The following is a 20,194-nucleotide window of genomic DNA, read 5'->3' as shown; positions in this document are numbered from 1 at the left end:
TATACAGGCTACTTCGTTATATCAATCAAAAAATCATACAAATTAACCTCCGTAGCTAAACCCAGTTTTTTGCGCACACGATACCGGCTGATCTCGACACCTTTGAGTGAGATGTTCATGAGCTGGGCTATTTCTTTAGAGGTGAGATTAAGCCGCAGATAAGCACACAGTTTCAGATCGGTAGGACTAAGCCCCGGGAACCGGGTTTTCATGATGGAAAGGAAATTGTTGTGTACCTGGTCAAAGTAAATGGCAAAGTGGTTCCAGTCGTCGTCCTTTTTTTCGGTATCGGTTACCAGCTTAAAAACATTCCGGAATTCGTGGGTCAGATCGGGCATGTTCACTTTTTTAATGGCGGCCACCAGTTCTTCACGAATATTGAGCAGGATACGGCCACGCTCCACCAGGTGCATGGTAATGGTGGCCAACTCCTTGTTTTTATAGTTTAATTCCGATTCCAGGTTGTTGTTTTTCAGGGCGATGATCTCTTTCTCGTTCCGGTCGAGCTCCAGGCTGTGCAGGTAGCTCAGGCGGCGCTGTTCTTCCTCATGTTTTTGCTGATGCAGGTCGAAGCGTTTCCGTTGCTCTTTAAAGGTGAGGTAGATAGCGAAGATCACGAGCAAAAGATAAAAAAGGTAGGCCCAGATAGTTTGGTACCAGGCAGGATCAACCACAAAAGTATAACTTACCGGTGCCGAGGCATTACCAAGGTTATTGCGTACCCTTACCAAAAAGGTGTACCGGCCGTAAGGCAAATTGGTATAATCCTTCTCGGTTTTTACCGACCATTTTGACCATTCGTTATCAAAACCTTCCAGCTTATAGGAAAATTCTTCGTTACTTTTTTGCGCAAACAGGGTTGATGAGTATTCAAAATGAAAGGAATTCCAATGATTAGATAAAGTAACGATCTGCTTTTTGCCCTGAATGCCGGCCACCTCATTATCCTTCATAAAGTAGCCGCCAAATATCAGGCTGTCTTTTTCGGCAATGGCCTTTACGGTGGTTAATAACACGTTCAGTTTGGTTTCCGACTGTACATATTGCCGGTAATTTAAATGAAACACCCCATTGTTGGAACCCACAAAGATGTTTTCTTTATCGTAAGGGTAAATGTACCCGGCACCCTTTACGGTTTGCCCAGCCAGTTCGGGAAAATAGATCACGGTATATGACTTGCCGCTTGATGGTTTACTAAAATCCATAACGCCAGCCCGCTGATTACTGATAAACCAGATATTACCTGTAGAATCGGCAATTAGATGCTCTATATAGGTATTGCCCAAAGCCTGATTGTAGAATGCCGATGGTTCAAACCTGTTTTGGTTTACATTATATTCATAAACGCCCTTTTCGGTAGCTACCAGAATTTTACCCCTGATGAAATAAGCGTGATTGTTCATCACCGAAGGCAAACCGTTACGATCGGTGTATTGGGTATAACGAATGATCTTTCTTCTATCAGCAGATAGCTGGATCTTATAAACCCCACGATAGGAGTGCGAGGCCCATATCACGTGCTCGTCATTGTCTTTTGCCAACGTGGGTAGCGACTCATACAGGGCATCCATTTTAACATCAGCCTTAAAATCATTGCCATTGTTTTTGATCAATTGCAAACCTGTGTAAGTGCCCGCAATAATATCGGGCGAGGAAGGGATGGACACAAACCGCCAGGCACCTTCCCGGTTAGTGATCTGTTTTACATGGTTATTATCAACCACTAAGGCGCCATCCTCATGCCCAACCAGCAAATGGTGGTTTATTTCGCGCAGGCTCCATACCTGTCCCTTGGTGTTTTCTACCTCGGTAAATACCCCTTTATTATTGCTGATATCTTTTTGCTGTGCATCAAGCGGAACGCTGTATAGCCCGTTTGAGGTACCTATGAATAATTTTTGGTTAAACACACTTACCGCGTTACTTTTTAACTGGTTATCCTTATTGGCATAAATACGCTTAACCGAGGTGTTATAGTTGATAAAATCAATCCCGCTTTCCAGGCCGAGCCACAGGTTTTTGTCACGGTCGAGCAAGAGGCCAAGCACGTTATTGTTTTGCAGCCCTTCGTTGTTGGAGAATCGTTCTACCACATTGCCTTTGCCGTCAATAATAATCAGGCCGCGGGCCTTGGTGCCGATGGCATAGCGGTCATCGCCTATTTTTTTGGCGCAGTTTACCAGGTCGTTCTGTAAAATGGGGTCAATAGCGGTAGGTTTTTTGATTAAGGTTGATCCGGTTAATAAAAATAAGCCCTGTTTCAGCGTAGTAAGCAGTACCGTATCACGATTATAATCCATCACCCCGGTAATATGCAGACTGGCAGTAGGCAATTGGGTATGGCAGGGCTGCCATTGATAATCTTTAAAAAACATCAGGCCCTCGTCCTTATCTTCCGCAAAGAGTTGCGATCCGGCTTTTGACAGCAATCTCCAGCCGCCCGGCGCATCAAATGTTTTGATCTCGTTGTTATTGTACTCAAAAACACATTCAATAGTGCGGAAGAAAACTTCATTTTTGAACAGCACAATGCTCCATATATCGGCAAACTGTCTTGCTTTCTGCGGCATGAGCTGCTTAATGGAATGATATTTTAAAATGCCGTTCGCATCCGGGAAAAAGTAGCCTATCTCATCCTGTCCGCCTACAAATATCTTTCCATCGGGGTCAATAGCCAGGGCTTTGATGGTGCCCTTATTGGGTAAAGGGTATATTTTCCAGTAACTGCCGTCAAAAGTTAAAAGTCCGTCGTTATTGGCAAAATAAAGTATGCCATTGCGGTCCTGCTTTACATCCCATACTTCGGTACTGGCGTTATAATCTGTATGCGTGTAATTTTTAATAGCGGGCACACCTATGGTAGTTTGCGCACCGGCAACAAAAACCAAAGCGTGGTAAATAATAATCAACAGAATGATTTTCTTCATCAACAAAGCTTCCCCCGAGGAGGTATTTTAAAATGTTTTATAAAACCGGCATTATCAGGCGAGCACGGTAATTGGATTAAAAAGGTAATTTAAAAAACATTTTAATATAAAGGGTAAATGTTTTGTTTGTAGTGGAGTGTATATACTTGTTATTAGTCATATCAGGGCCTTTTGAGGGTTTTTGTAGTGTTAATGTAGAGGTGTCCTGCATTGATATTATTGGTACTTGTGCTGACATTTGAGAACGCTCATCAGGCCTTATAGATTTAACAATATCAAATATCACCGCGTCATTGTGAGGCACAAAGCAATCTCCTTTATACAGGACGAATAATGCATGTCGTAGAGCGCTCAATTGCCGCTGTGGCTGTTACTTTGTCTTGATACAAAGTAACCAAGACCGAGCGAAGCGAGATAATGAGCACCGATAAAAAATAAACAACAACGAATAAATCAAGTCAGCAGAAATGCTTCTTTGGCTCATGGCCTTTACCCTGCAAAGCGGACAGAACCTGGGCCGCAATTATTTTGCCCCACTTCGTTCGCGCAATCCGCTGCGCTTCAGCAAAAACTTGCTATGCCCTGCATCCGCACAAGCCACCATTGTTCTGCCCGCTTTCGCCCGAAGCTTATCTGCTGACGGGAGAAGAAAAATCACTAATTAAAAACCAGTATGACCTCCATGAAAAGAGCTAAGGCCCGGTGCGATTCCTTCCCTCGGGAAGGGGAGGAAGGGGTTTATGGAACAGGATAATCATCAGCACCACTGTTTTTTTATTAGCTATTACCCTGCATCGGGCGGCAGATGTTAAGAAGGCAAAAGCTCTAAAAAGTCGGTTAACACAAATTTGGTATAAAATTTAATTAACTAGTTAAAAATCAATTAATTAAATAAATTTTAACCATAAAAAGTGTAAACCATGTAAACCCACTTTTATGGCATATTAAGCGGTTCTGTTCCGATTACACCAAAAAAAATTGTTCCCAATCACTAATTCACTAATTAGATTTCACCGTCCAGAATATCGTGTTTCTCACCAACGTCGTAAACGTGCTGTCCTGAAAAAGTTCGGGGAAGTGGCCCATGGCTATGTAGATATTTTTGGCCTTGATATGCTCATTTGTCCATATCACCGGGTGATCGCCCATTTTGATGGGCTTATCCGGTACGTAGGTGTTTTCGTCAATACTGGCTAATACATGCACATTGGGGCGCGGACTTTTATTGTAGGTATACCACTCATCCCTGGTGGTGAATGATGCCGGTAAGCCTGCCATAATAGGGTGGTTTTTATCTTCAACGGTGAGTAAGGCAGTTGTGCCGCCGTGTATGGTATCCTTAAATTCAATGCCACCCATAAACTGGCAATACCACTGCCACATGGGGTAACCATCAAACACACCCAGCAGGGTAGGATGGTGAAAACCAATCCAGCCACCTTTACCTTGTTCCAGGTACTCTGTAAAAGCCGCCTGAGCTTCTGGTCCCCAGGGATAGGGCGGATAATCCAGTTGGATAAACAATTGATATTGTTTTAAAAAATCCTTGGTTATGGGTTTGGTATCGGTAATATAATCAATGGTAAAGTTGCTATCGATGGCCAGCTTGTCCAGCCATATTTTGGCGGCGGCATCAAACAAGGCATGTCCCCCGCCAACTTCGGCAATGGCAATAGCCCGGAAACGCGGGTGTTTATTTTGAGCAACGCTAATGAGTGAACTGCCAGTAACGAGCAGTAAAACGATGGCAATAATTTTAAATGTTTTCATAGCACGACCTTCGGTTTAGGTCGGGCAATTATAGCCGAAACTTTTTATTCAAAAACGGTAATCAGCGTATCGTAGTGGTAAAGTAGGGCAGGTATAAAGGCTTTTTACAGCTGCAAATTAGGATATTTGGTTGCTGTAGGGTTGCTGACGTAGCACCCCTCATTTGATTACCTGTAACCTATATGAAAAGAACCCCGCTTATTATTCTTTGCTTGATGGCCTGTTGTTTGGCTTTGCCTGCTTTTGCATTTGCGCAAACAGATACCGCTAAAATTGATATCCCTATGAATAAGGGAAAGTTAAGCTATGAAAACGCTTCGAAAAATATGGCCGGTAAAGCCGAACTATTTAAGCGGGCAAGTAAATGGTTTAGTATGGTGTTCCCGGATCAGTCGGAAGGTAAAGTTGTTATTGATCGGCAAGCCGGAACCATTAATGGCTTTGGATTGTTCAAAGTGGTCACCAGCGATTCGGGGAACTATTATTGGTTAAGGTTCAATGTAGCTATTGCGGTGACAGATACCGGATATACCTATCGCGCCTATAATTATTACGAAAAGCCGATAGAAAAAGGTATCACCAATGAATACTCCAAAATTGAATATCGCTGGTGGGATTATCGCCGCGGACACCCCTGGTCGGCAGAAGATAAACGATTGTTTACCGGTTTAAATAACAACTCGCGTACACTCCTGGCCTCGCTAAAAACCATTATGGATAAATAAAATCTTACAAACACTACAACTAAAAATATATGAAAAAACTACTGCTGTTCATTTGCCTTGGCCTATTTATTTGCTTTAACGTTCATGCGCAAACTAAACATTTTAGAGTATTGGCCTTGTATGAAAACGGCGGGCACCATATCGAGTTCTCCAAACGCGCTAAAGTATGGCTGGATAAACTGGCCGCCGAAAAAGGGTTTACTATCGATTATATTCAAAATACCGACAAAATAGACGACGCCTTTTTGAGCCAGTATCAATTGTTTTTGCAATTAGACTATGCCCCCTATGCCTGGACCGATAAAGCTGTGGCCGCCTTCCAGAAATATATCGACGAAGGTAAAGGTGGTTGGGTTGGCTTTCACCACGCAACGCTCCTGGGCGAGTTTGATGGTTATCATGAGTGGCAATGGTTCTCGAATTTTATGGGCGGTATCAGCTTCAAAAATTACATAGCCACCTTTGCCAAAGGGAAGGTAAATGTTGAGGATAAAAAGCACCCGGTAATGAAAGGCGTGCCTGCGTCATTCCTGATACAACAGGAGGAGTGGTATACCTATGATAAAAGTCCGCGCCCCAATGTGCATGTGCTGGCCAGCGTTGATGAATCAACCTACGATCCTCAAGGCGATATTAAAATGGGAGACCATCCGGTGGTTTGGACTAACGAGCAGAAAAAGGCCCGTAACGTTTACATTTTCATGGGGCATTCGCCAAACCTGCTGGATAATCCGGCCTGGGTAAAATTGGTCACTAACGCTATTTTTTGGGCTGCAGGTAAATGATGTTGATAATAAATACTCATATGATGTTTAAAAAACTGTTTTGTCTGCTGATAACCGTTATGTGTTGTACTGTAGTGCTTGCCCAGGGATCTAAATTTAAAATGCTGGCCCTTTACACCACCACTGTCGAATCAGATCATGTTGATTTTGCCAACGATGCCATTAAGTACTTTACTGATCTGGCAGCTAAAGATGGCTTTACTTTCGAGGCCACCACCAACTGGAAAAATCTGAACGATGATAATCTGAAAAATTACCAGTTAATCATCTGGCTAAATGATTTTCCGCAGAATGAAGAGCAGCGCACCGCTTTTGTAAAATATATGGATAATGGCGGCGCCTGGATCGGCTTTCATGTAGCCGGGTATAACGATAAGTATACCAAATGGCCCTGGTTTGTGAGCTTTTTAGGTAGCTCGGTTTTTTATAACAACAGTTGGCCCCCATTGCCGGCGAAACTGCTGGTTGATGATACTAAACACGCGGTGACTAAAGGCATTCCTGCTCATTTTGTTTCGCCCATCAACGAATGGTATGGGTGGAAGCCAAGTCCCCGGCTAAACAAAGACATTAAAGTTTTGGTCACGCTCGATCCGGCAAATTATCCCCTGGGTAAAAAGGACATCATCCGCGAGGGCGATATTCCGGTAGTTTGGACGAATACCAAATACAAAATGCTGTACATCAACATGGGCCACGGTGATCAGATATTTACGTCGGATATTCAGAACAAACTGTTTGAGAATGCGGTGCTGTGGTTGGGGAGGAAGTAGATGTGCAAATGTGCAAATTCCAGATGTGCAGATGAGGCACAAAATCAATCACTTATAAAAAATATGTCATTGCGAGGAGGAACGACGAAGCAATCTCCTCGCGTTTAATATGCAAGCGAGGAGATTGCCACGCTGCGCTCGCAATGACATATTCTTTATGAGCTTTAAAACTGTGAATAACGAACTTCTCTTTTACTTCGCCTTCAATCTTGCATCTATTTCATTAAGCAAATATTCCTTTTTATCATCAGCATATTCCCAAAACATCACCCCGGCCATTTTATGTTTGATCAGATAATGGCATTTAGCTTTTATCGACCATTCATCATCATATGATATAAATTGTTTGGTAGCCGCGTTGAATAGGTAAGGGGCATCAGCATTGCGGTCGCGATAATATTTAAAACCATTGCGGTTTAGCAAACTGTCTTTGATCAGTGTATAACCTCCCACATGTACATATTCTGCCCTTTTCATCCCCAACCCATTCTGGGCAACATCCAGTACTTTTGAGGATCTACCATAAAAAGCCACGCCTAATACCAATTTGCTGGCAGGCACACCGGCGGCAATAAAATCGGATACAGCTTTATCGGCATAGTTTTCTGTCTGGTATTGTTTGGAGGCGTACAGGTTGGTATGATGAACTGCGATGCCTGATCCATCCTGGAAATAATCATATGTCATGAGGTTTATATAGTCCAAATATTGCTGAGCTTTATCCATTTCGGTATGATCTAAAAAACGTTTAAACCCTCCAACCGCCGTAGTCAACAGCAGCTTTTTGCCCGCCTGTTTTTCCAGTATATCCAGGTCATGTCGCAGGGCTTTAAACATCAGCGTATAGTTTACCTTATCTTCGGGGCGATAAGTATTACCGGTGTTGCCAGCCATACCGGGGTACTCCCAGTCGATATCAATACCGTCAAGATCAAATTTTTTAATGATGGCTACCGCGCTGGCCGAGAAAGCTTCGCGAGCGGTATCGGTCAATACTGCATCGGAGAAGTTGCCGCTCCAGGTCCAACCGCCTATAGATATGAGCACTTTAAGTGCAGGATTACGCTTTTTAAGCTGTACCAGGTTCCGGAAATTAATGGTATCCGTTCTTTCGTGACTTAAAAAGGCCCGGTTGTTTTTTACGTTGACAAAAGCATAGTTAATGTGGGTCAGTTTTTCGGGGTTCACCATTTCCATGTTGGCTACACCTTTATAACCGCCAACGTACCCAATAATTACATATTTAGGTTTCTTGGTTGCTTTTTGTGCCCGGAGCGTAATGGCAGGTAATAAAAATGGCAATAAACAAAGCAGTGCTTTAGCCAGTAGATGTTTGTGAAATTTTAGGTTGATCATTTTATAATGAGGTTTAAGTATGGTATAAGTGTTTATTAGATTTTGAGTCTGATCCGCTTTTTTTCCATCAGTCCAACGAGGGCAATCAATATAAACGCGGTGGCCATAGAACGGGCCAGGCCGATAATGCCCGAATTGAAAATATCCGGATAATTAATATGGAAAAGCATCAGCAGAAAAACCTGGAAATAAGGCATCAGGTAACAGGTAAGCGTACTGGTACCCGCTGGCCATATCCATTTGAACCAATTTTTTTTGCCCTTTACATCAACCAGGTAAATCATCAGCTCAAATACCAGGATGGTAATACCACTGCAAATAAATATCCAGGCAGGAGTAGAGCGGATCTTGGAGATGCCTTGCGTGTAGGGGCGTATCACCAATCCTAATACGATTAACACTACACCAGTAAGCCCAAAAATGAGCCACATGCGCTGCGTTTTGCCAAGAGTAACCAGGCGTGCATATAACTCTGATATTACAATGCCGCCCATGGTTAAACAGAGTGATGAGGCATCGCCGATCAGGAATAATCTTTTATGGATGATGCCAGTATGCCGGGCTATATTGATAGCTACAAATAACAGCAGTATCGGAAGAATAATGTTCAGTTTGCCTTTTGCCAGTAAGTAAACAATGGCACATATAAGATAGGCCCAGCCAATAATGCCCAGTATTCCCCACCATTCGGGGCGCATACCGGTAATTTCGCCGTCGTCATTCCCTTTATATACAACGGCCATGGCAATTAGTATGGCTATCCCTAGTCCTTGTAAAGTGTATCTTTTGGCTTTGGCCATGGTTTCGGGATAATCCAGCCATATCAGGAAAAAGGCCAGCGTAATCAATATCGCCCAAAGTGCTTTGGGTAACACAGAAGTATTGCTGTAGCTTTCCAGGTTTACATGATAAAACCCCATGATGAGCAATGCCGCACTGCGGGTAAGTATGTATATTAAAATAGAGGTGAAAGAATCGCCTTTATTGAGCCTGTTTTTGATAGCGAAGGGTAACGACAAACCTACAATGAAAAGGAACGCCGGGAATATGGTATCGGCAAAACCCATGGCATCTGCTTTACCCGGTGCATGGTCTATCCATCCGGGGATGTTTTTTACACCGCTGGCGTCGTTAACAAATATCATCAATAGCATAGTGATGGCTCGCAGCACATCGATAGATAAAAGGCGCTTAGGTAGCTGTTGCATTTAAAAGGGTTTAACTGTGAAATATGAATAGGTACGTGTATTAACTTTTAGCCAACCAGGTTTGCTTTATGCAGATCAATACACGAGTATAAGTTAAGCAAATTTGTTTTATATGCCTTCAAGCAAATCTAAAAGGGAAATGATCCGGATTGTATTAATTGGGCACTACTTTACCACTACGATAGGTAGAAACAGGCGGAATGCGAGGGGTAAACAGGTTTAGTAGTTGATATTGGTGACGGCTTAAGATAGAAATTTGGCAAAAAAATAAGCAAGACTCTTTTCGGGTCTTGCTTATTTTTGAGCATAATTATACTCTGTATATAGTTATATAAAACTTACGCTTTAGGTGTTGTTTCCTTTTTTGCAGCTGGTTTGGCTGCGGTTTTTGCAGGAGCTGGAGCCGGTGTCGCTGCCGGTTTTTTAGCGGCGGCAACTTTTGGCGCTGCAGCCGTTTTAGTGGCAAGTGCCTGTGGAACTGCTACTTTTTTATCTTTAGCAGCAAGCGCTTGTGGAACTGCTACTTTTTTGTCTTTGGTAACAAGTGCTTGTGGAACTGCTACTTTTTTAGCAGGAGCCGTGTTTTCACCAATTTTTGCAGCTAATGTTTTGGCCAGGTTTTTTGAGGCTTTTTCAATAGCTTTGTTCACCTTTTTTAGGTCTGATTCAAATTCGCTTACTACGGTTTTGATCTGTGCAAACAGTTTATCGTTTAATTGTTTCTTAAGAGCCTTACGGGCTTCTTTAGTGGCTGTCTTATTTTTATCGTTTTTCATATTACTGGACAAGGAAATTCTGAGTGTTTTTTGAAATTAATTTTCGGCACAAAGCTAAGTTAATAAACAGTGATTTTAATATTATGTTTATGTTAATAAAGATAGTTAATGTTAATTAATTATTAACAAGATAAATTGACTATTATGTTCATTTTTAGCGATCTACCATTAGCTTTTAATATTAATTGTATATTATTAATCAGCTTAACCAGATTTTATGATGGTTGGATTAATGAATATGTATGATATAAATGATTGTATCATGCGACATTTTGCTTTTTGTGAACAATCATTTTTTGAAAGCTTTTGGGTTAATTGATAACTTAGCAGCGCTTATATTGTTTTTATATGATGATCAAAGATTTAAACTCCTTAAACCAGGTAGCGGAATTTCATACCACTTTTAAACACCCCATTGTTGCCGAACCGGCTATTCCTTCCAAAGAACGCAGTCAATTGCGCATTGAACTATTGGCAGAAGAGCTAAAGGAGCTGCAACAAGCGGTTGATGATAACAACCTGGTGGAGGTAGCAGATGCCCTTTGCGATTTGCAATATGTGCTATCGGGTGCAGTACTGGAATTTGGACTGGGTCAAAAGTTTAAAGAGTTATTTGACGAAGTGCATCGCTCCAATATGAGCAAAGCCTGCAAAACCGTTGAAGAGGCTAACCAAACTATTGAACATTACCGTAATACAGCCGGTACCGAATCACACTATAAAGAGATTGATGGATTATTTTTGGTTTACCGTACATCGGATAACAAAACCCTGAAATCAATCAATTATTCACCTGCCAATCTGGGCAGCATTGTAGGATAACCATACTTAAAATAAAAAACTTGCCAGAATCAGCCCCAAACCAACCCGAAGCAAAAGAAACCATGCATCCGCGTAACCAGCACCGCCTGGGATACGATTTTAAAGCGCTGATGCGGGCCACGCCGGCCTTACGGCCTTTTGTTACGGTAAATCAATACGATAACCAAACCATCAATTTTGCCAACCCCGATGCGGTAAAAATGCTGAACAAAGCATTGCTAAAGCATCATTATCGCATTGCCAGCTGGGATATTCCCGAAGGTTATTTGTGCCCGCCGATACCCGGCCGGGCCGATTATATCCATTACGTGGCTGATCTGTTGGCTACTTCAAACGGTGGTGTGGTACGCAAAGGCAAAAAGGTGCGGGTGCTGGATATCGGTGTAGGCGCCAACTGTGTTTATCCCATCATTGGCGTACAAGAATACGGTTGGAGCTTTGTTGGGGTAGATATCGACGAGGCGGCTATTGAATCGGCACAAAAGATCATTGATAGTAATGATCAGTTGAAAAAGACCGTTGAATTACGCCTGCAAAAGCACCGGGCTGATATTTTTACGTTTGCTATAAAGCCGGGTGAGTTTTTCGATCTGACAGTCTGCAATCCTCCGTTTCATGCATCTGTAAGGGAAGCTGCTGAAGGATCGCGTCGTAAATGGAATAACCTTGGCCTGCATACCGCGAAGGGCAAAGAAGAACCGCTATTAAACTTTGGCGGTCAGAATACCGAATTATGGTACCCCGGTGGCGAGGCCGCGTTTTTAAAACAGATGGCTACCCAGAGCACCCGCTTTGCCAAACAATGCTTATGGTTCACCTCGTTGGTATCCAAAAAAGAAAATCTGCGTATTTTGTACAATGCCCTGCAAAAGGCTGGCGCCAAGGAAGTGCAAACCATCAATATGTCGCAAGGTCAAAAAGTTAGCCGTATTATGGCCTGGACATTTTTTACACCGGAAGAACAGCACCGTTGATTATTTTGATTGCGTTGATTTCGCTGATATTTGTCTGAACCTTGATTAAATAGATTTTGTCTGAACTATGATTTATGGGATTTATCAGATTATAGGATTTTGATTTGCATAAGTAAATCGTGGAGATCCCTTAATCCTAAAAATCAAGGTTCAGATAATCAACGAAATCAACGTCATCAGAACCATCAACGGTCACACCCGCAAAAATGTCTTCTTCTGGTACAAATAATATAGAAAAACCCATTTCACCAGGATAAAGCAAACGGCCATCACCACAATATTGTATGGATCACCAACCAACTGCCCTATCCAGCCAAAAAAAGCATTGCTGGTGAATTGCCACTTGATAAAATGTCCGGAAATATAGATGAGGATGGAGTTCATGCCGATGACCCTGAAAAAGAAGGCCCATTTTTGATAACCCAGCACATCAATCACATAATAAAACAGGGCCATCAACAACAAGCTCAAACCGCCCACCTGCATCACAAATGAGCTTGTCCACAGATTTTTATTGATCGGAAAATCCAGGTTCCAGATCTGTGCTATGATCAGGAATATGACCCCGGTAACCGCCATAATAGCTACTTTACGGGTTTGGGCCAGTCCTGTTTTTTTCAGAAGCTGACCGGTTAATATACCCAATAAGCCGGTGCTGATGGCCGGTATGGTAGAGAATAAACCTTCGGGATCATGAATGCCTAAATACAGTTTTCCAGGTAATATCAAACGATCCATATACGAGGCAAAATTCCCCTGCATGGTCAGATCGCCATGCGGGAAACCCGGTGCCGAGGTGAATTTAAGCAGCAACCAATAGCCAATAATAAAAACCCAGAACCATACCATCTGCATCCGTTCCCGGCTGTAGATGTAAATGATATTAGCAAACATGTAGGCAATGCCGATACGGCCAAGCACGCTGGCAAAACGGATTTGCGATATAGGCATAATGTTTAATCCATTATTATAAACAATACCAAGAAGCACCAGTATGGCAGCTCTTCTGATCACTCTTAAGGTTAATTGTTTTTTACTTTTACCCTTTTCCAGTTCGCGGCCTACCGAGAATGGGGTGGATACACCTGCCATGAACAGAAATAGTGGAAATATCAGGTCGTACAGATGGAAACCGTTCCAGTCGGGGTGAGTGAATTGTAGTGCTATGGCCTCCCAGAATGGCGATTTGGTGGTTTTGGCCAGGGTATGAAAAATCTCCTCGCCGCCCATTATCCAAAACATATCAAAGCCCCGCAGAGCGTCTAACGAAAATAAGCGGGTTGATGCCTTATTGATATCATCGGCATTGCCTGCTGATGCGGTTGCGCTAGTGGCCATATTGCAAAAAGATTTTAGTTGGTACTAAAGATATAAAAAGCACCCTATTTAAAATATTTTTTTTAGTTAACCATACTTTGTAAAATGAAATTGTTACGCAGCGTTGTACCTTCGCGTTTTGAACGAGTGCTGCATGTTAGAGATCATATACCGCGATGAACATCTTATCGCCATCAATAAACCACACGGATTGCTGGTACACCGGTCGCCCATAGCTGCCGATGCATCGGAGTTTGCCCTGCAATTGCTGCGCGATCAGATAGGTCAGAAGGTAAACCCTGCTCACCGTATCGACCGCAAAACTGGAGGGATATTGTTATTCGCCTTGGATAAACCTGCCGAAATTGCCATGCAGCAACAGTTTATGGAAAACCAGGTACACAAAAAATACCTGGCTATTGTTCGTGGTCATACCCCTGATCAGGAAAATATCGATTACCCACTGCGCAAAGAGAACGGTACTTTGCAAGATGCTTTTACCCAATATACTACCGTAAAGCGGGCCGAGCTGGATGTGCCTTTGGGCAAACATCCTACATCGCGCTATTCGCTGGTGGAGGCTGTGCCCACTACGGGGCGTATGCACCAGTTACGCAAGCATTTTAGTCATATTTTTCATCCCATTATAGGCGACCGTACCCACGGCTGTAACAAGCAGAACAAACTGTTTAAAGAAACCTGGGATATGGAAACCATGCTGCTGCACGCCTCGCACCTGGAATTTACCCATCCGGTTAGCGGCGAAGCCATACAAATTGATGCCGGTCTGCAGCCTGAATTTAAGCGGGTGATGCAAATTATGGGTTGGTAAAAGCTTCAGCTTTAGGGTGATGAAATAAACAAAATGGCTTGATAATTGTCTTTTACCTAAACAGATAAAAGATGATTAAACCGGCAGAATATAAGTTATACACCGATGACGGCGACCGTACCATCACCATAAAACCCGTAAATCAAACCATATCGGGTGGCGCATTATATATAACCGGTGTATTTAAACTAAGTGAGGGAGAAGTAGGTTTGGGTGATATTGTTTTTGACGACGATCTGCGCGAATGGGAATACACCGGCTTTGGCGACCTGACCCACGAGCAAGCAGCCGAGATAGCTACCTACATACAGGAAAAAACCAACCAGGAGTTAGAAGAGGAGAAAATGGGGTAGATAAGATGGCCTGTCACCCTGAGCTTGTCGAAGGGCGAGCGCAGAGGCCTGGCCCCCATGCTTCGACGGAGCTCAGCATGACAGCCTACTTTTTTCTTGTCATCCTGAGCATAGCGAAGGATCTATTCTGCGATAAAGATGGCGCTCAATAGATGCTTCACTCCGTTCAGCATGACAAACTGCTTTTACCCTCTTTCCGCCGCAGGTGAAGAGAGGGTGGTCGAGCGAAGCGATGACCGGGTGAGTCGTTTATTTAGCTTATCTTTGCCGCATACTCCAGCACAAATAATGATCAAGCAAGCCCTTCTGAATCTTAAGATAAACGCGTTAAACCCTATGCAGGAGGCAGCCATCAGCGCCGCCAAAAAAAGCGATGTGATATTGCTGTCGCCCACAGGCTCGGGTAAAACGCTGGGTTTTTTACTGCCACTATTGAGTTTGCTGGATGCTCAAATACCAACAGTGCAGGCGCTCATCATGGTGCCATCGCGCGAGCTGGCTTTACAGATAGAGCAGGTTTTTAAGGCCATAGGCAGCGGATTTAAAGTGAACTGTTGCTATGGTGGTCATCCCGTAAAAATTGAACGAAACAACCTGTCGCAGCCGCCAGCCGTATTGATTGGTACGCCTGGCCGCATAGCGCATCACCTGCGCCGCGAAAGCTTTAGTACCGATACCATCCATACCCTGATACTCGACGAATTTGACAAAGCCCTGGAATTTGGTTTTCAGGAGGATATGGCTTATATCATTAAACAGATGCCCGCCATTAAAAAACGCATCCTGACGTCTGCTACCAAAATGGAGGAGATTCCGGCTTTTACTGGAATAATAAAGCCCAGCACACTGGATTATCTAACCAATGCCGCTTCAGCCCCTGATATCAAACAAAAAGCCGTTATAGTCGAAGCTGCCGATAAACTGGATGCGCTGTTTGCCCTCATTTGTAAAATAGGCGATAACGCCACGTTGGTTTTTTGTAATCATCGTGATGCAGTTGAACGCATCAGCGATCTGTTGTTTGACCTTGGTTTGCCGCATGATATATTTCACGGCGGAATGGAACAGGAGGACCGTGAGCGGGCTTTGTTAAAATTCCGGAATGGCAGCCATCGTTTACTCATCACCACTGACCTTGCATCCCGTGGACTGGATATACCCGAGATTGAGCATGTGGTACATTATCAACTGCCGCATAACGAGGAGGCTTACACTCATCGGAACGGCCGTACGGCTCGTATGCATGCGAAGGGTACATCATACCTGATCCTGTCGCCCGATGAAAAGCCATCTTATCTAAAAGAAATGCCCGAGATAGAGGAATTGCCCGAGAATCCGGTGATACCACCGTTATCGCCATGGGCTACATTGTACATTGCCGCGGGTAAAAAAGATAAGGTAAATAAGATCGACATCGTGGGTCTACTACTTAAAAAAGGCGGATTGGATAAGGAAGATGTAGGGCTAATAGAAGTACACGATTACGCTTCATACGCGGCGGTAAAACGTAACCGTATTGAGCGGGCAGTACAAGCGGTGAAAGGCGAGAAGATCAAAAACAAAAAAGTTAAAATAGATATTTCAAGATAATAAAACTGAGAAGAGCATGAGCAATAATGATATCATGAAAAAGCTACGTGTAGCGATGAAATTTACCGATGATGATATTGTAAAAGTTTTGGAACTGGTTAACTTCCGCATCACCAAAACGGAACTGGGTGCCATTTTCCGTGCCGACGATCACCCCAATTTTAAGCCTTGCGGCGACCAGATCCTGCGCAATTTTCTGAATGGCCTCATCATTCATCAACGCGGCCCTATGCCTGATAAAAGGGCACCTAAGGTGGAAGGGAAATAGGGATTTAGGTTGGACGTTTTTGTTCACTACATAAAAGGAAATAGGGTTAGTGCGATCCCTTCCTTGGGGAAGGGGAGGTAGGGGTTTCATCGCCGGGTAATCACCTCTTGCAGAAACCCCTCCCTGCCATTGCGCTCAAGCCAGCCGCACCCCTCCCTTGGGAGGGAACTAAAAACAAGAAGAGCGATGATTTTATCATCGCTCTTCTTGTTAAATATCAAACGTAAAATTTATTACGGCCAACGTAAAACCTAATCTTATCTCAGGTCAACTAATTCCACACCCGGGTGGCCTTTGGCGTCCCATGCAAATGTGGCGTCGGCAATTTGGGCATTCGGGGTAAAGCTGCGTACGGTGTAGTTGTATTTATTACCGTTTTTATCAAACAGTTGCGCGCTGTAAATCTGTTTTTTGGCTTTGTCTATCAACAGGCGGACCTTAAAAATATTTTGTTTTTCGTTTTCGGGGGTCAGGTCGATGACCTGATAGGCTTTTCCACCTATTTTTTGCTCACCGGTGTACAAGTATTTGTAACCATGTTCATAGATGGTGAAAATTTGTGAGGGGTTGCTAACACCATCTGTGCCTTTTGGCGCGTCGCCAACCTGTACTTCTTTATCTTTTTTGAGGTAGGTCCATTGGGTTTTGCCATCGTTGATGATTTCCTTGTCTACATCTTTTCCACCGGTCGAAGCATAAAGGGTTACCCGGTATTTGCCCGATTTTGCTTTTGAAATTAAAGTGCCGTTCTGGGTTTCTTTAACGCCAGCCTGTGGATTATCGAGCGTAAAACTAAAATCTGTCTTGATAGCATCGTATGATTTATACTTTTGGCTTACCTGGTTTAATATAGCTTTAGCTTGTGTATCTTTTTGGGCGAAAGCGGGGCTGCAGGTGCTTATAGCTAAAATGGAATAAAGGAGTATCTTTTTCATTAAAATAATCTGTTTTTTTATTGGTAATGAAGCTATCACGAGCATATTCATTTGTTTTTTTTGACGGCGGCTCATGATGGTTTCATCAGTGTTTTTTACATCAACAACTATTATTGTTAATAGTTACTCTGTTAGAGTAAATAAATTTGAATAGGTTTAATCTTTGGGTTTTTGAAGGGTTTCCAGATAGCGTTCCAGGCTGTATTCATCGGGATAAAGTACATCGCGGGCCTTGCTGCCTTCAAAAGCGCCTACAATACCTGCGGCCTCTAATTGGTCAATGATTCTGCCGGCACGGTTATAGCCCAGTTTCATTTTACGCTGGATGAGTGAAGTGGAGCCCTGTTGGTGCATCACGATAAGGCGGGCAGCCTCTTCAAACATCGGATCGCGATCATCCGGATCATATTCTTTAGCGCTGCTGGTTTCGCCTTCACCCACATATTCGGGCAGGAACAGGGCGGTTGGATAACCTTTTTGGTTTCCAATAAAATCTGAAATGGCTTCAACCTCCGGAGTATCCACAAAGGCACATTGCAAACGAATCAGGTCGCTGCCCGTACTAAACAGCATATCCCCGCGACCGATCAATTGATCAGCGCCACCGGCATCAAGAATGGTGCGTGAATCGATCTTGGAAAGTACCCTGAATGCCAGTCTTGACGGGAAATTGGCTTTAATAGTACCCGTAATGATATTAACTGATGGACGTTGTGTGGCAATAACCAGGTGTATACCTACGGCACGGGCCAGCTGGGCAATACGGGCTATCGGCATTTCCACCTCTTTACCGGCGGTCATCATCAAATCGGCAAACTCGTCAATCACCAGTACGATGAATGGCAGGTAGCGGTGTTTTTCCGGATCGCTGATCTTACGGTTTACAAATTTGGCGTTATACTCTTTCAGGTTACGTACTTGTGCATCTTTCAGCAGGTCATAACGCTGATCCATCTCGATACAAAGCGAGTTGAGCGTATTCACCACCTTTTTGGTATCGGTAATAATGGCATCGCCTTCGTCAGGGAGCTTAGCCAGGAAGTGTCTTTCAATTTTACGGAAAAGCGTAAGCTCCACCTTTTTGGGATCTACCAGTACAAATTTTAGTTCCGCAGGATGCTTTTTATACAGCAGCGAAACCAATATGGCATTGATACCAACCGATTTACCCTGACCGGTAGCACCAGCCACCAATAAGTGTGGCATCTTGGCCAAATCGGCAATAAATACCTCGTTGGATATGGTTTTACCGAGGGCGATGGGCAGGTCCATCGTAGTGTTCTGGAATTTCTCTGTCGATAGGATCGAGCGCATCGATACCATTTCGGGGTTCTGATTTGGCACCTCGATACCGATAGTTCCCTTACCTGGCATTGGCGCGATGATACGGATGCCCAATGCCGCCAAACTCAGGGCGATATCATCTTCCAGGTTTTTGATCTTGGAGATACGCACACCCGGCGCCGGGATGATCTCATACAACGTAACCGTTGGCCCGATGGTAGCCTTGATCTTATCGATCTCGATATTATAATGATTCAGCGTTTCAACAATTTTGTTCTTGTTGGCTTCCAGCTCTTCGGCGTTAACTGATATTTTATTCGATCCGTGGTTCTCTAACAGTTCCAGGTGCGGCATTTTGTATGTTGCCAGGTCGAGTTTATGGTCATAAATGCCAAACTGATTTACCAGATCTTTGGCTTTGTCGTCGTCGGTTTTTTCTACATTGAGTTCAGGCAGCGGACGATTGGTATCAATAGTAAGCGGAATCTCGGTTTCCTCCTCCGGTTCATGTGTTGATGATGGCTTAAGCACAACCGGCTCGTGATAAATGGGCGTTTGTTCCAATGGTTGTTGCTGTTGCCTGGGTTCGGGCATAATGGATGTCACATGCGTTTCCTTGATGCGATTATTACCCCGTGGCCATTCCAACGGAATAGAAGGTTCTTCCTCTGTCATTTCAACCGGCTCTGGCGACACTTCATCAACAGCTATTGGTGCTGCCGGTCGGTTTTTACGTTGCGGTAGTTTAAAGTCAATATTATAGGCAATTACCAGTACTGTAAGTGCGGCAAATACCAGGAAACCACCCGTACCCGCCGGGCCGATCTGCGCATCCAGCAAACGATTTGTCCAGTAGCCAAAACCACCCTCCAGGTAATGCGGATAATCAATAATAAAAGCGTGAAAATAAGCTATAGTGGTAGAAATAAATACGATACTAAACAGGGTATAACCCAATGTTTTGATAATGGAAAACAACCTTACCTTAAAGAGCAGGCGGTAACCGATCACAAAAAAGATGAACACAAACAGGAACGAGGCCACACCAAACCATTCATAAATAAACTGGTTGCTAAGCAATGCGCCAAATTTACCCAGCCAGTTTTGTGCTATCTGCGGGTTGCCGGTATCGGCAATTTCCTGCACGGTTTTGCCTGTAGCCAGGTTATGCCAGCCGCCGTTGGTGGTTGATATATAACTCTGGTCTTCCTGCCAGGTGAACAGGTAAGAGGTGAAGGCTATCAGGAAAAAGATCGACATCAAAAGCGACAGTAAGCCTGCTATTTTAACCGTCTTCCCATTCTCCATATCCAGGCGCGGCATGCTGGGCAGCCTGCGCTTTGGCGCTCTTTCCTTTTCAACTTTTCCCGTTTGGCGGGGCTGATTATCGTCCTTAAAACTATTTGATTTAAACTGATTTCCTTTTACCGGCATCGCTGATGTAACATCCTTTTACTGCAAACTTACACAAAATTTCACGGGATTTAGGACTTGGTGGT

The 20,194-nt window shown here is 43.7% G+C and carries 18 protein-coding genes; 10 read left to right on the top strand and 8 right to left on the bottom strand.

Translation table 11 applies throughout. From position 1 onward, the window contains the following. Window positions 1-8 precede the first annotated feature (8 nt). Window positions 9-2,927, bottom strand: coding sequence for a triple tyrosine motif-containing protein (locus tag G7092_RS12380; protein ID WP_166089704.1), 2,919 nt, complete (start codon window positions 2,925-2,927; stop codon window positions 9-11). Window positions 2,928-3,394: 467 nt separating this feature from the next. On the opposite strand from G7092_RS12380, the gene G7092_RS12375 reads away from it, so the two are divergent. Further along, on the top strand, window positions 3,395-3,592 hold the full coding sequence (locus tag G7092_RS12375; protein ID WP_166089702.1) for a hypothetical protein: 198 nt from the start codon (window positions 3,395-3,397) through the stop codon (window positions 3,590-3,592). Window positions 3,593-3,926: 334 nt separating this feature from the next. Here G7092_RS12375 and G7092_RS12370 read toward each other — a convergent pair whose 3' ends face one another. Next, entirely contained in the window at window positions 3,927-4,697 is a 771-nt protein-coding gene (locus tag G7092_RS12370) for a ThuA domain-containing protein (RefSeq protein ID WP_166089700.1), read from the bottom strand. Between the two features lie 182 nt (window positions 4,698-4,879). On the opposite strand from G7092_RS12370, the gene G7092_RS12365 reads away from it, so the two are divergent. The 3 genes from G7092_RS12365 to G7092_RS12355 are packed head-to-tail and all read left to right on the top strand — an operon-like array spanning window position 4,880 to window position 6,980. Next, window positions 4,880-5,422 (top strand): DUF4468 domain-containing protein, encoded by a 543-nt coding sequence (locus tag G7092_RS12365; RefSeq protein ID WP_166089697.1) that lies wholly within the window; start codon window positions 4,880-4,882, stop codon window positions 5,420-5,422. A gap of 29 nt (window positions 5,423-5,451) precedes the next feature. Further along, window positions 5,452-6,207 carry a ThuA domain-containing protein gene (locus G7092_RS12360; RefSeq protein WP_166089695.1) on the top strand — a complete coding sequence of 252 codons (756 nt, stop codon included), beginning with the start codon at window positions 5,452-5,454 and terminating at the stop codon, window positions 6,205-6,207. A gap of 20 nt (window positions 6,208-6,227) precedes the next feature. Further along, window positions 6,228-6,980, top strand: a complete 753-nt coding sequence (locus G7092_RS12355) for a ThuA domain-containing protein (protein WP_166089693.1) — start codon at window positions 6,228-6,230, stop codon at window positions 6,978-6,980. A 192-nt stretch (window positions 6,981-7,172) separates the two neighbouring features. On the opposite strand, the gene G7092_RS12350 is transcribed toward G7092_RS12355, so the two are convergent. From G7092_RS12350 to G7092_RS12340, 3 genes are all read right to left on the bottom strand, one after another. Beyond that, window positions 7,173-8,336, bottom strand: a complete 1,164-nt coding sequence (locus G7092_RS12350) for a glycoside hydrolase family 18 protein (RefSeq protein ID WP_166089691.1) — start codon at window positions 8,334-8,336, stop codon at window positions 7,173-7,175. Between the two features lie 35 nt (window positions 8,337-8,371). Then, window positions 8,372-9,544, bottom strand: coding sequence for a DUF5009 domain-containing protein (locus tag G7092_RS12345; protein ID WP_166089687.1), 1,173 nt, complete (start codon window positions 9,542-9,544; stop codon window positions 8,372-8,374). Between the two features lie 338 nt (window positions 9,545-9,882). After that, complete coding sequence (locus G7092_RS12340) at window positions 9,883-10,320, bottom strand: histone (RefSeq protein WP_166089685.1); 438 nt, start codon at window positions 10,318-10,320, stop codon at window positions 9,883-9,885. Window positions 10,321-10,668: 348 nt separating this feature from the next. Between G7092_RS12340 and G7092_RS12335 the strand changes: the two genes are divergently transcribed. After that, window positions 10,669-11,142 carry a pyrophosphohydrolase domain-containing protein gene (locus tag G7092_RS12335; RefSeq protein ID WP_235953818.1) on the top strand — a complete coding sequence of 158 codons (474 nt, stop codon included), beginning with the start codon at window positions 10,669-10,671 and terminating at the stop codon, window positions 11,140-11,142. 20 nt (window positions 11,143-11,162) lie between these two features. Then, window positions 11,163-12,116 carry a 23S rRNA (adenine(1618)-N(6))-methyltransferase RlmF gene (rlmF, locus tag G7092_RS12330; protein ID WP_166089683.1) on the top strand — a complete coding sequence of 318 codons (954 nt, stop codon included), beginning with the start codon at window positions 11,163-11,165 and terminating at the stop codon, window positions 12,114-12,116. A 192-nt stretch (window positions 12,117-12,308) separates the two neighbouring features. Here the strand turns inward: rlmF and G7092_RS12325 are convergent, their stop codons facing one another. After that, the gene (locus tag G7092_RS12325; protein ID WP_166089680.1) at window positions 12,309-13,454 is read right to left on the bottom strand and encodes an acyltransferase family protein; all 1,146 of its coding nucleotides are present in this window, start codon (window positions 13,452-13,454) and stop codon (window positions 12,309-12,311) included. A 133-nt stretch (window positions 13,455-13,587) separates the two neighbouring features. Between G7092_RS12325 and G7092_RS12320 the strand changes: the two genes are divergently transcribed. The 4 genes from G7092_RS12320 to G7092_RS12305 all read left to right on the top strand — a co-directional run bounded on the left by G7092_RS12320 (window position 13,588) and on the right by G7092_RS12305 (window position 16,476). Then, window positions 13,588-14,265, top strand: coding sequence for a pseudouridine synthase (locus G7092_RS12320; RefSeq protein WP_166089678.1), 678 nt, complete (start codon window positions 13,588-13,590; stop codon window positions 14,263-14,265). A 71-nt stretch (window positions 14,266-14,336) separates the two neighbouring features. Continuing rightward, entirely contained in the window at window positions 14,337-14,618 is a 282-nt protein-coding gene (locus tag G7092_RS12315; RefSeq protein ID WP_166089676.1) for a hypothetical protein, read from the top strand. Window positions 14,619-14,906: 288 nt separating this feature from the next. Further along, window positions 14,907-16,208 (top strand): DEAD/DEAH box helicase, encoded by a 1,302-nt coding sequence (locus G7092_RS12310; RefSeq protein WP_166090988.1) that lies wholly within the window; start codon window positions 14,907-14,909, stop codon window positions 16,206-16,208. Between the two features lie 16 nt (window positions 16,209-16,224). Beyond that, window positions 16,225-16,476 carry a DUF1456 family protein gene (locus G7092_RS12305; RefSeq protein WP_076374097.1) on the top strand — a complete coding sequence of 84 codons (252 nt, stop codon included), beginning with the start codon at window positions 16,225-16,227 and terminating at the stop codon, window positions 16,474-16,476. Window positions 16,477-16,733: 257 nt separating this feature from the next. On the opposite strand, the gene lolA1 is transcribed toward G7092_RS12305, so the two are convergent. After that, window positions 16,734-17,411: an outer membrane lipoprotein periplasmic chaperone LolA1 gene (gene lolA1, locus G7092_RS12300; RefSeq protein ID WP_166089673.1), complete on the bottom strand. Its 678-nt coding sequence runs from the start codon at window positions 17,409-17,411 to the stop codon at window positions 16,734-16,736. Window positions 17,412-17,567: 156 nt separating this feature from the next. Beyond that, complete coding sequence (locus G7092_RS12295) at window positions 17,568-20,129, bottom strand: FtsK/SpoIIIE family DNA translocase (RefSeq protein WP_166089671.1); 2,562 nt, start codon at window positions 20,127-20,129, stop codon at window positions 17,568-17,570. Window positions 20,130-20,194: the final 65 nt, after the last annotated feature.

Source organism: Mucilaginibacter inviolabilis (genome assembly GCF_011089895.1).
Taxonomy (GTDB): domain Bacteria; phylum Bacteroidota; class Bacteroidia; order Sphingobacteriales; family Sphingobacteriaceae; genus Mucilaginibacter; species Mucilaginibacter inviolabilis.
This window is presented reverse-complemented; position numbering and strand designations above follow the sequence as displayed.

Bases quoted from the DNA above. Each gene is read 5' to 3' on its own strand.
- G7092_RS12380 (WP_166089704.1), bottom strand. From the start codon at position 2,927: ATGAAGAAAATCATTCTGTTGATTATTATTTACCACGCTTTGGTTTTT.
- G7092_RS12375 (WP_166089702.1), top strand. From the start codon at position 3,395: ATGCTTCTTTGGCTCATGGCCTTTACCCTGCAAAGCGGACAGAACCTG.
- G7092_RS12370 (WP_166089700.1), bottom strand. From the start codon at position 4,697: ATGAAAACATTTAAAATTATTGCCATCGTTTTACTGCTCGTTACTGGC.
- G7092_RS12365 (WP_166089697.1), top strand. From the start codon at position 4,880: ATGAAAAGAACCCCGCTTATTATTCTTTGCTTGATGGCCTGTTGTTTG.
- G7092_RS12360 (WP_166089695.1), top strand. From the start codon at position 5,452: ATGAAAAAACTACTGCTGTTCATTTGCCTTGGCCTATTTATTTGCTTT.
- G7092_RS12355 (WP_166089693.1), top strand. From the start codon at position 6,228: ATGATGTTTAAAAAACTGTTTTGTCTGCTGATAACCGTTATGTGTTGT.
- G7092_RS12350 (WP_166089691.1), bottom strand. From the start codon at position 8,336: ATGATCAACCTAAAATTTCACAAACATCTACTGGCTAAAGCACTGCTT.
- G7092_RS12345 (WP_166089687.1), bottom strand. From the start codon at position 9,544: ATGCAACAGCTACCTAAGCGCCTTTTATCTATCGATGTGCTGCGAGCC.
- G7092_RS12340 (WP_166089685.1), bottom strand. From the start codon at position 10,320: ATGAAAAACGATAAAAATAAGACAGCCACTAAAGAAGCCCGTAAGGCT.
- G7092_RS12335 (WP_235953818.1), top strand. From the start codon at position 10,669: ATGATGATCAAAGATTTAAACTCCTTAAACCAGGTAGCGGAATTTCAT.
- G7092_RS12325 (WP_166089680.1), bottom strand. From the start codon at position 13,454: ATGGCCACTAGCGCAACCGCATCAGCAGGCAATGCCGATGATATCAAT.
- G7092_RS12320 (WP_166089678.1), top strand. From the start codon at position 13,588: ATGTTAGAGATCATATACCGCGATGAACATCTTATCGCCATCAATAAA.
- G7092_RS12315 (WP_166089676.1), top strand. From the start codon at position 14,337: ATGATTAAACCGGCAGAATATAAGTTATACACCGATGACGGCGACCGT.
- G7092_RS12310 (WP_166090988.1), top strand. From the start codon at position 14,907: ATGATCAAGCAAGCCCTTCTGAATCTTAAGATAAACGCGTTAAACCCT.
- G7092_RS12305 (WP_076374097.1), top strand. From the start codon at position 16,225: ATGAGCAATAATGATATCATGAAAAAGCTACGTGTAGCGATGAAATTT.
- lolA1 (WP_166089673.1), bottom strand. From the start codon at position 17,411: ATGAAAAAGATACTCCTTTATTCCATTTTAGCTATAAGCACCTGCAGC.
- G7092_RS12295 (WP_166089671.1), bottom strand. From the start codon at position 20,129: ATGCCGGTAAAAGGAAATCAGTTTAAATCAAATAGTTTTAAGGACGAT.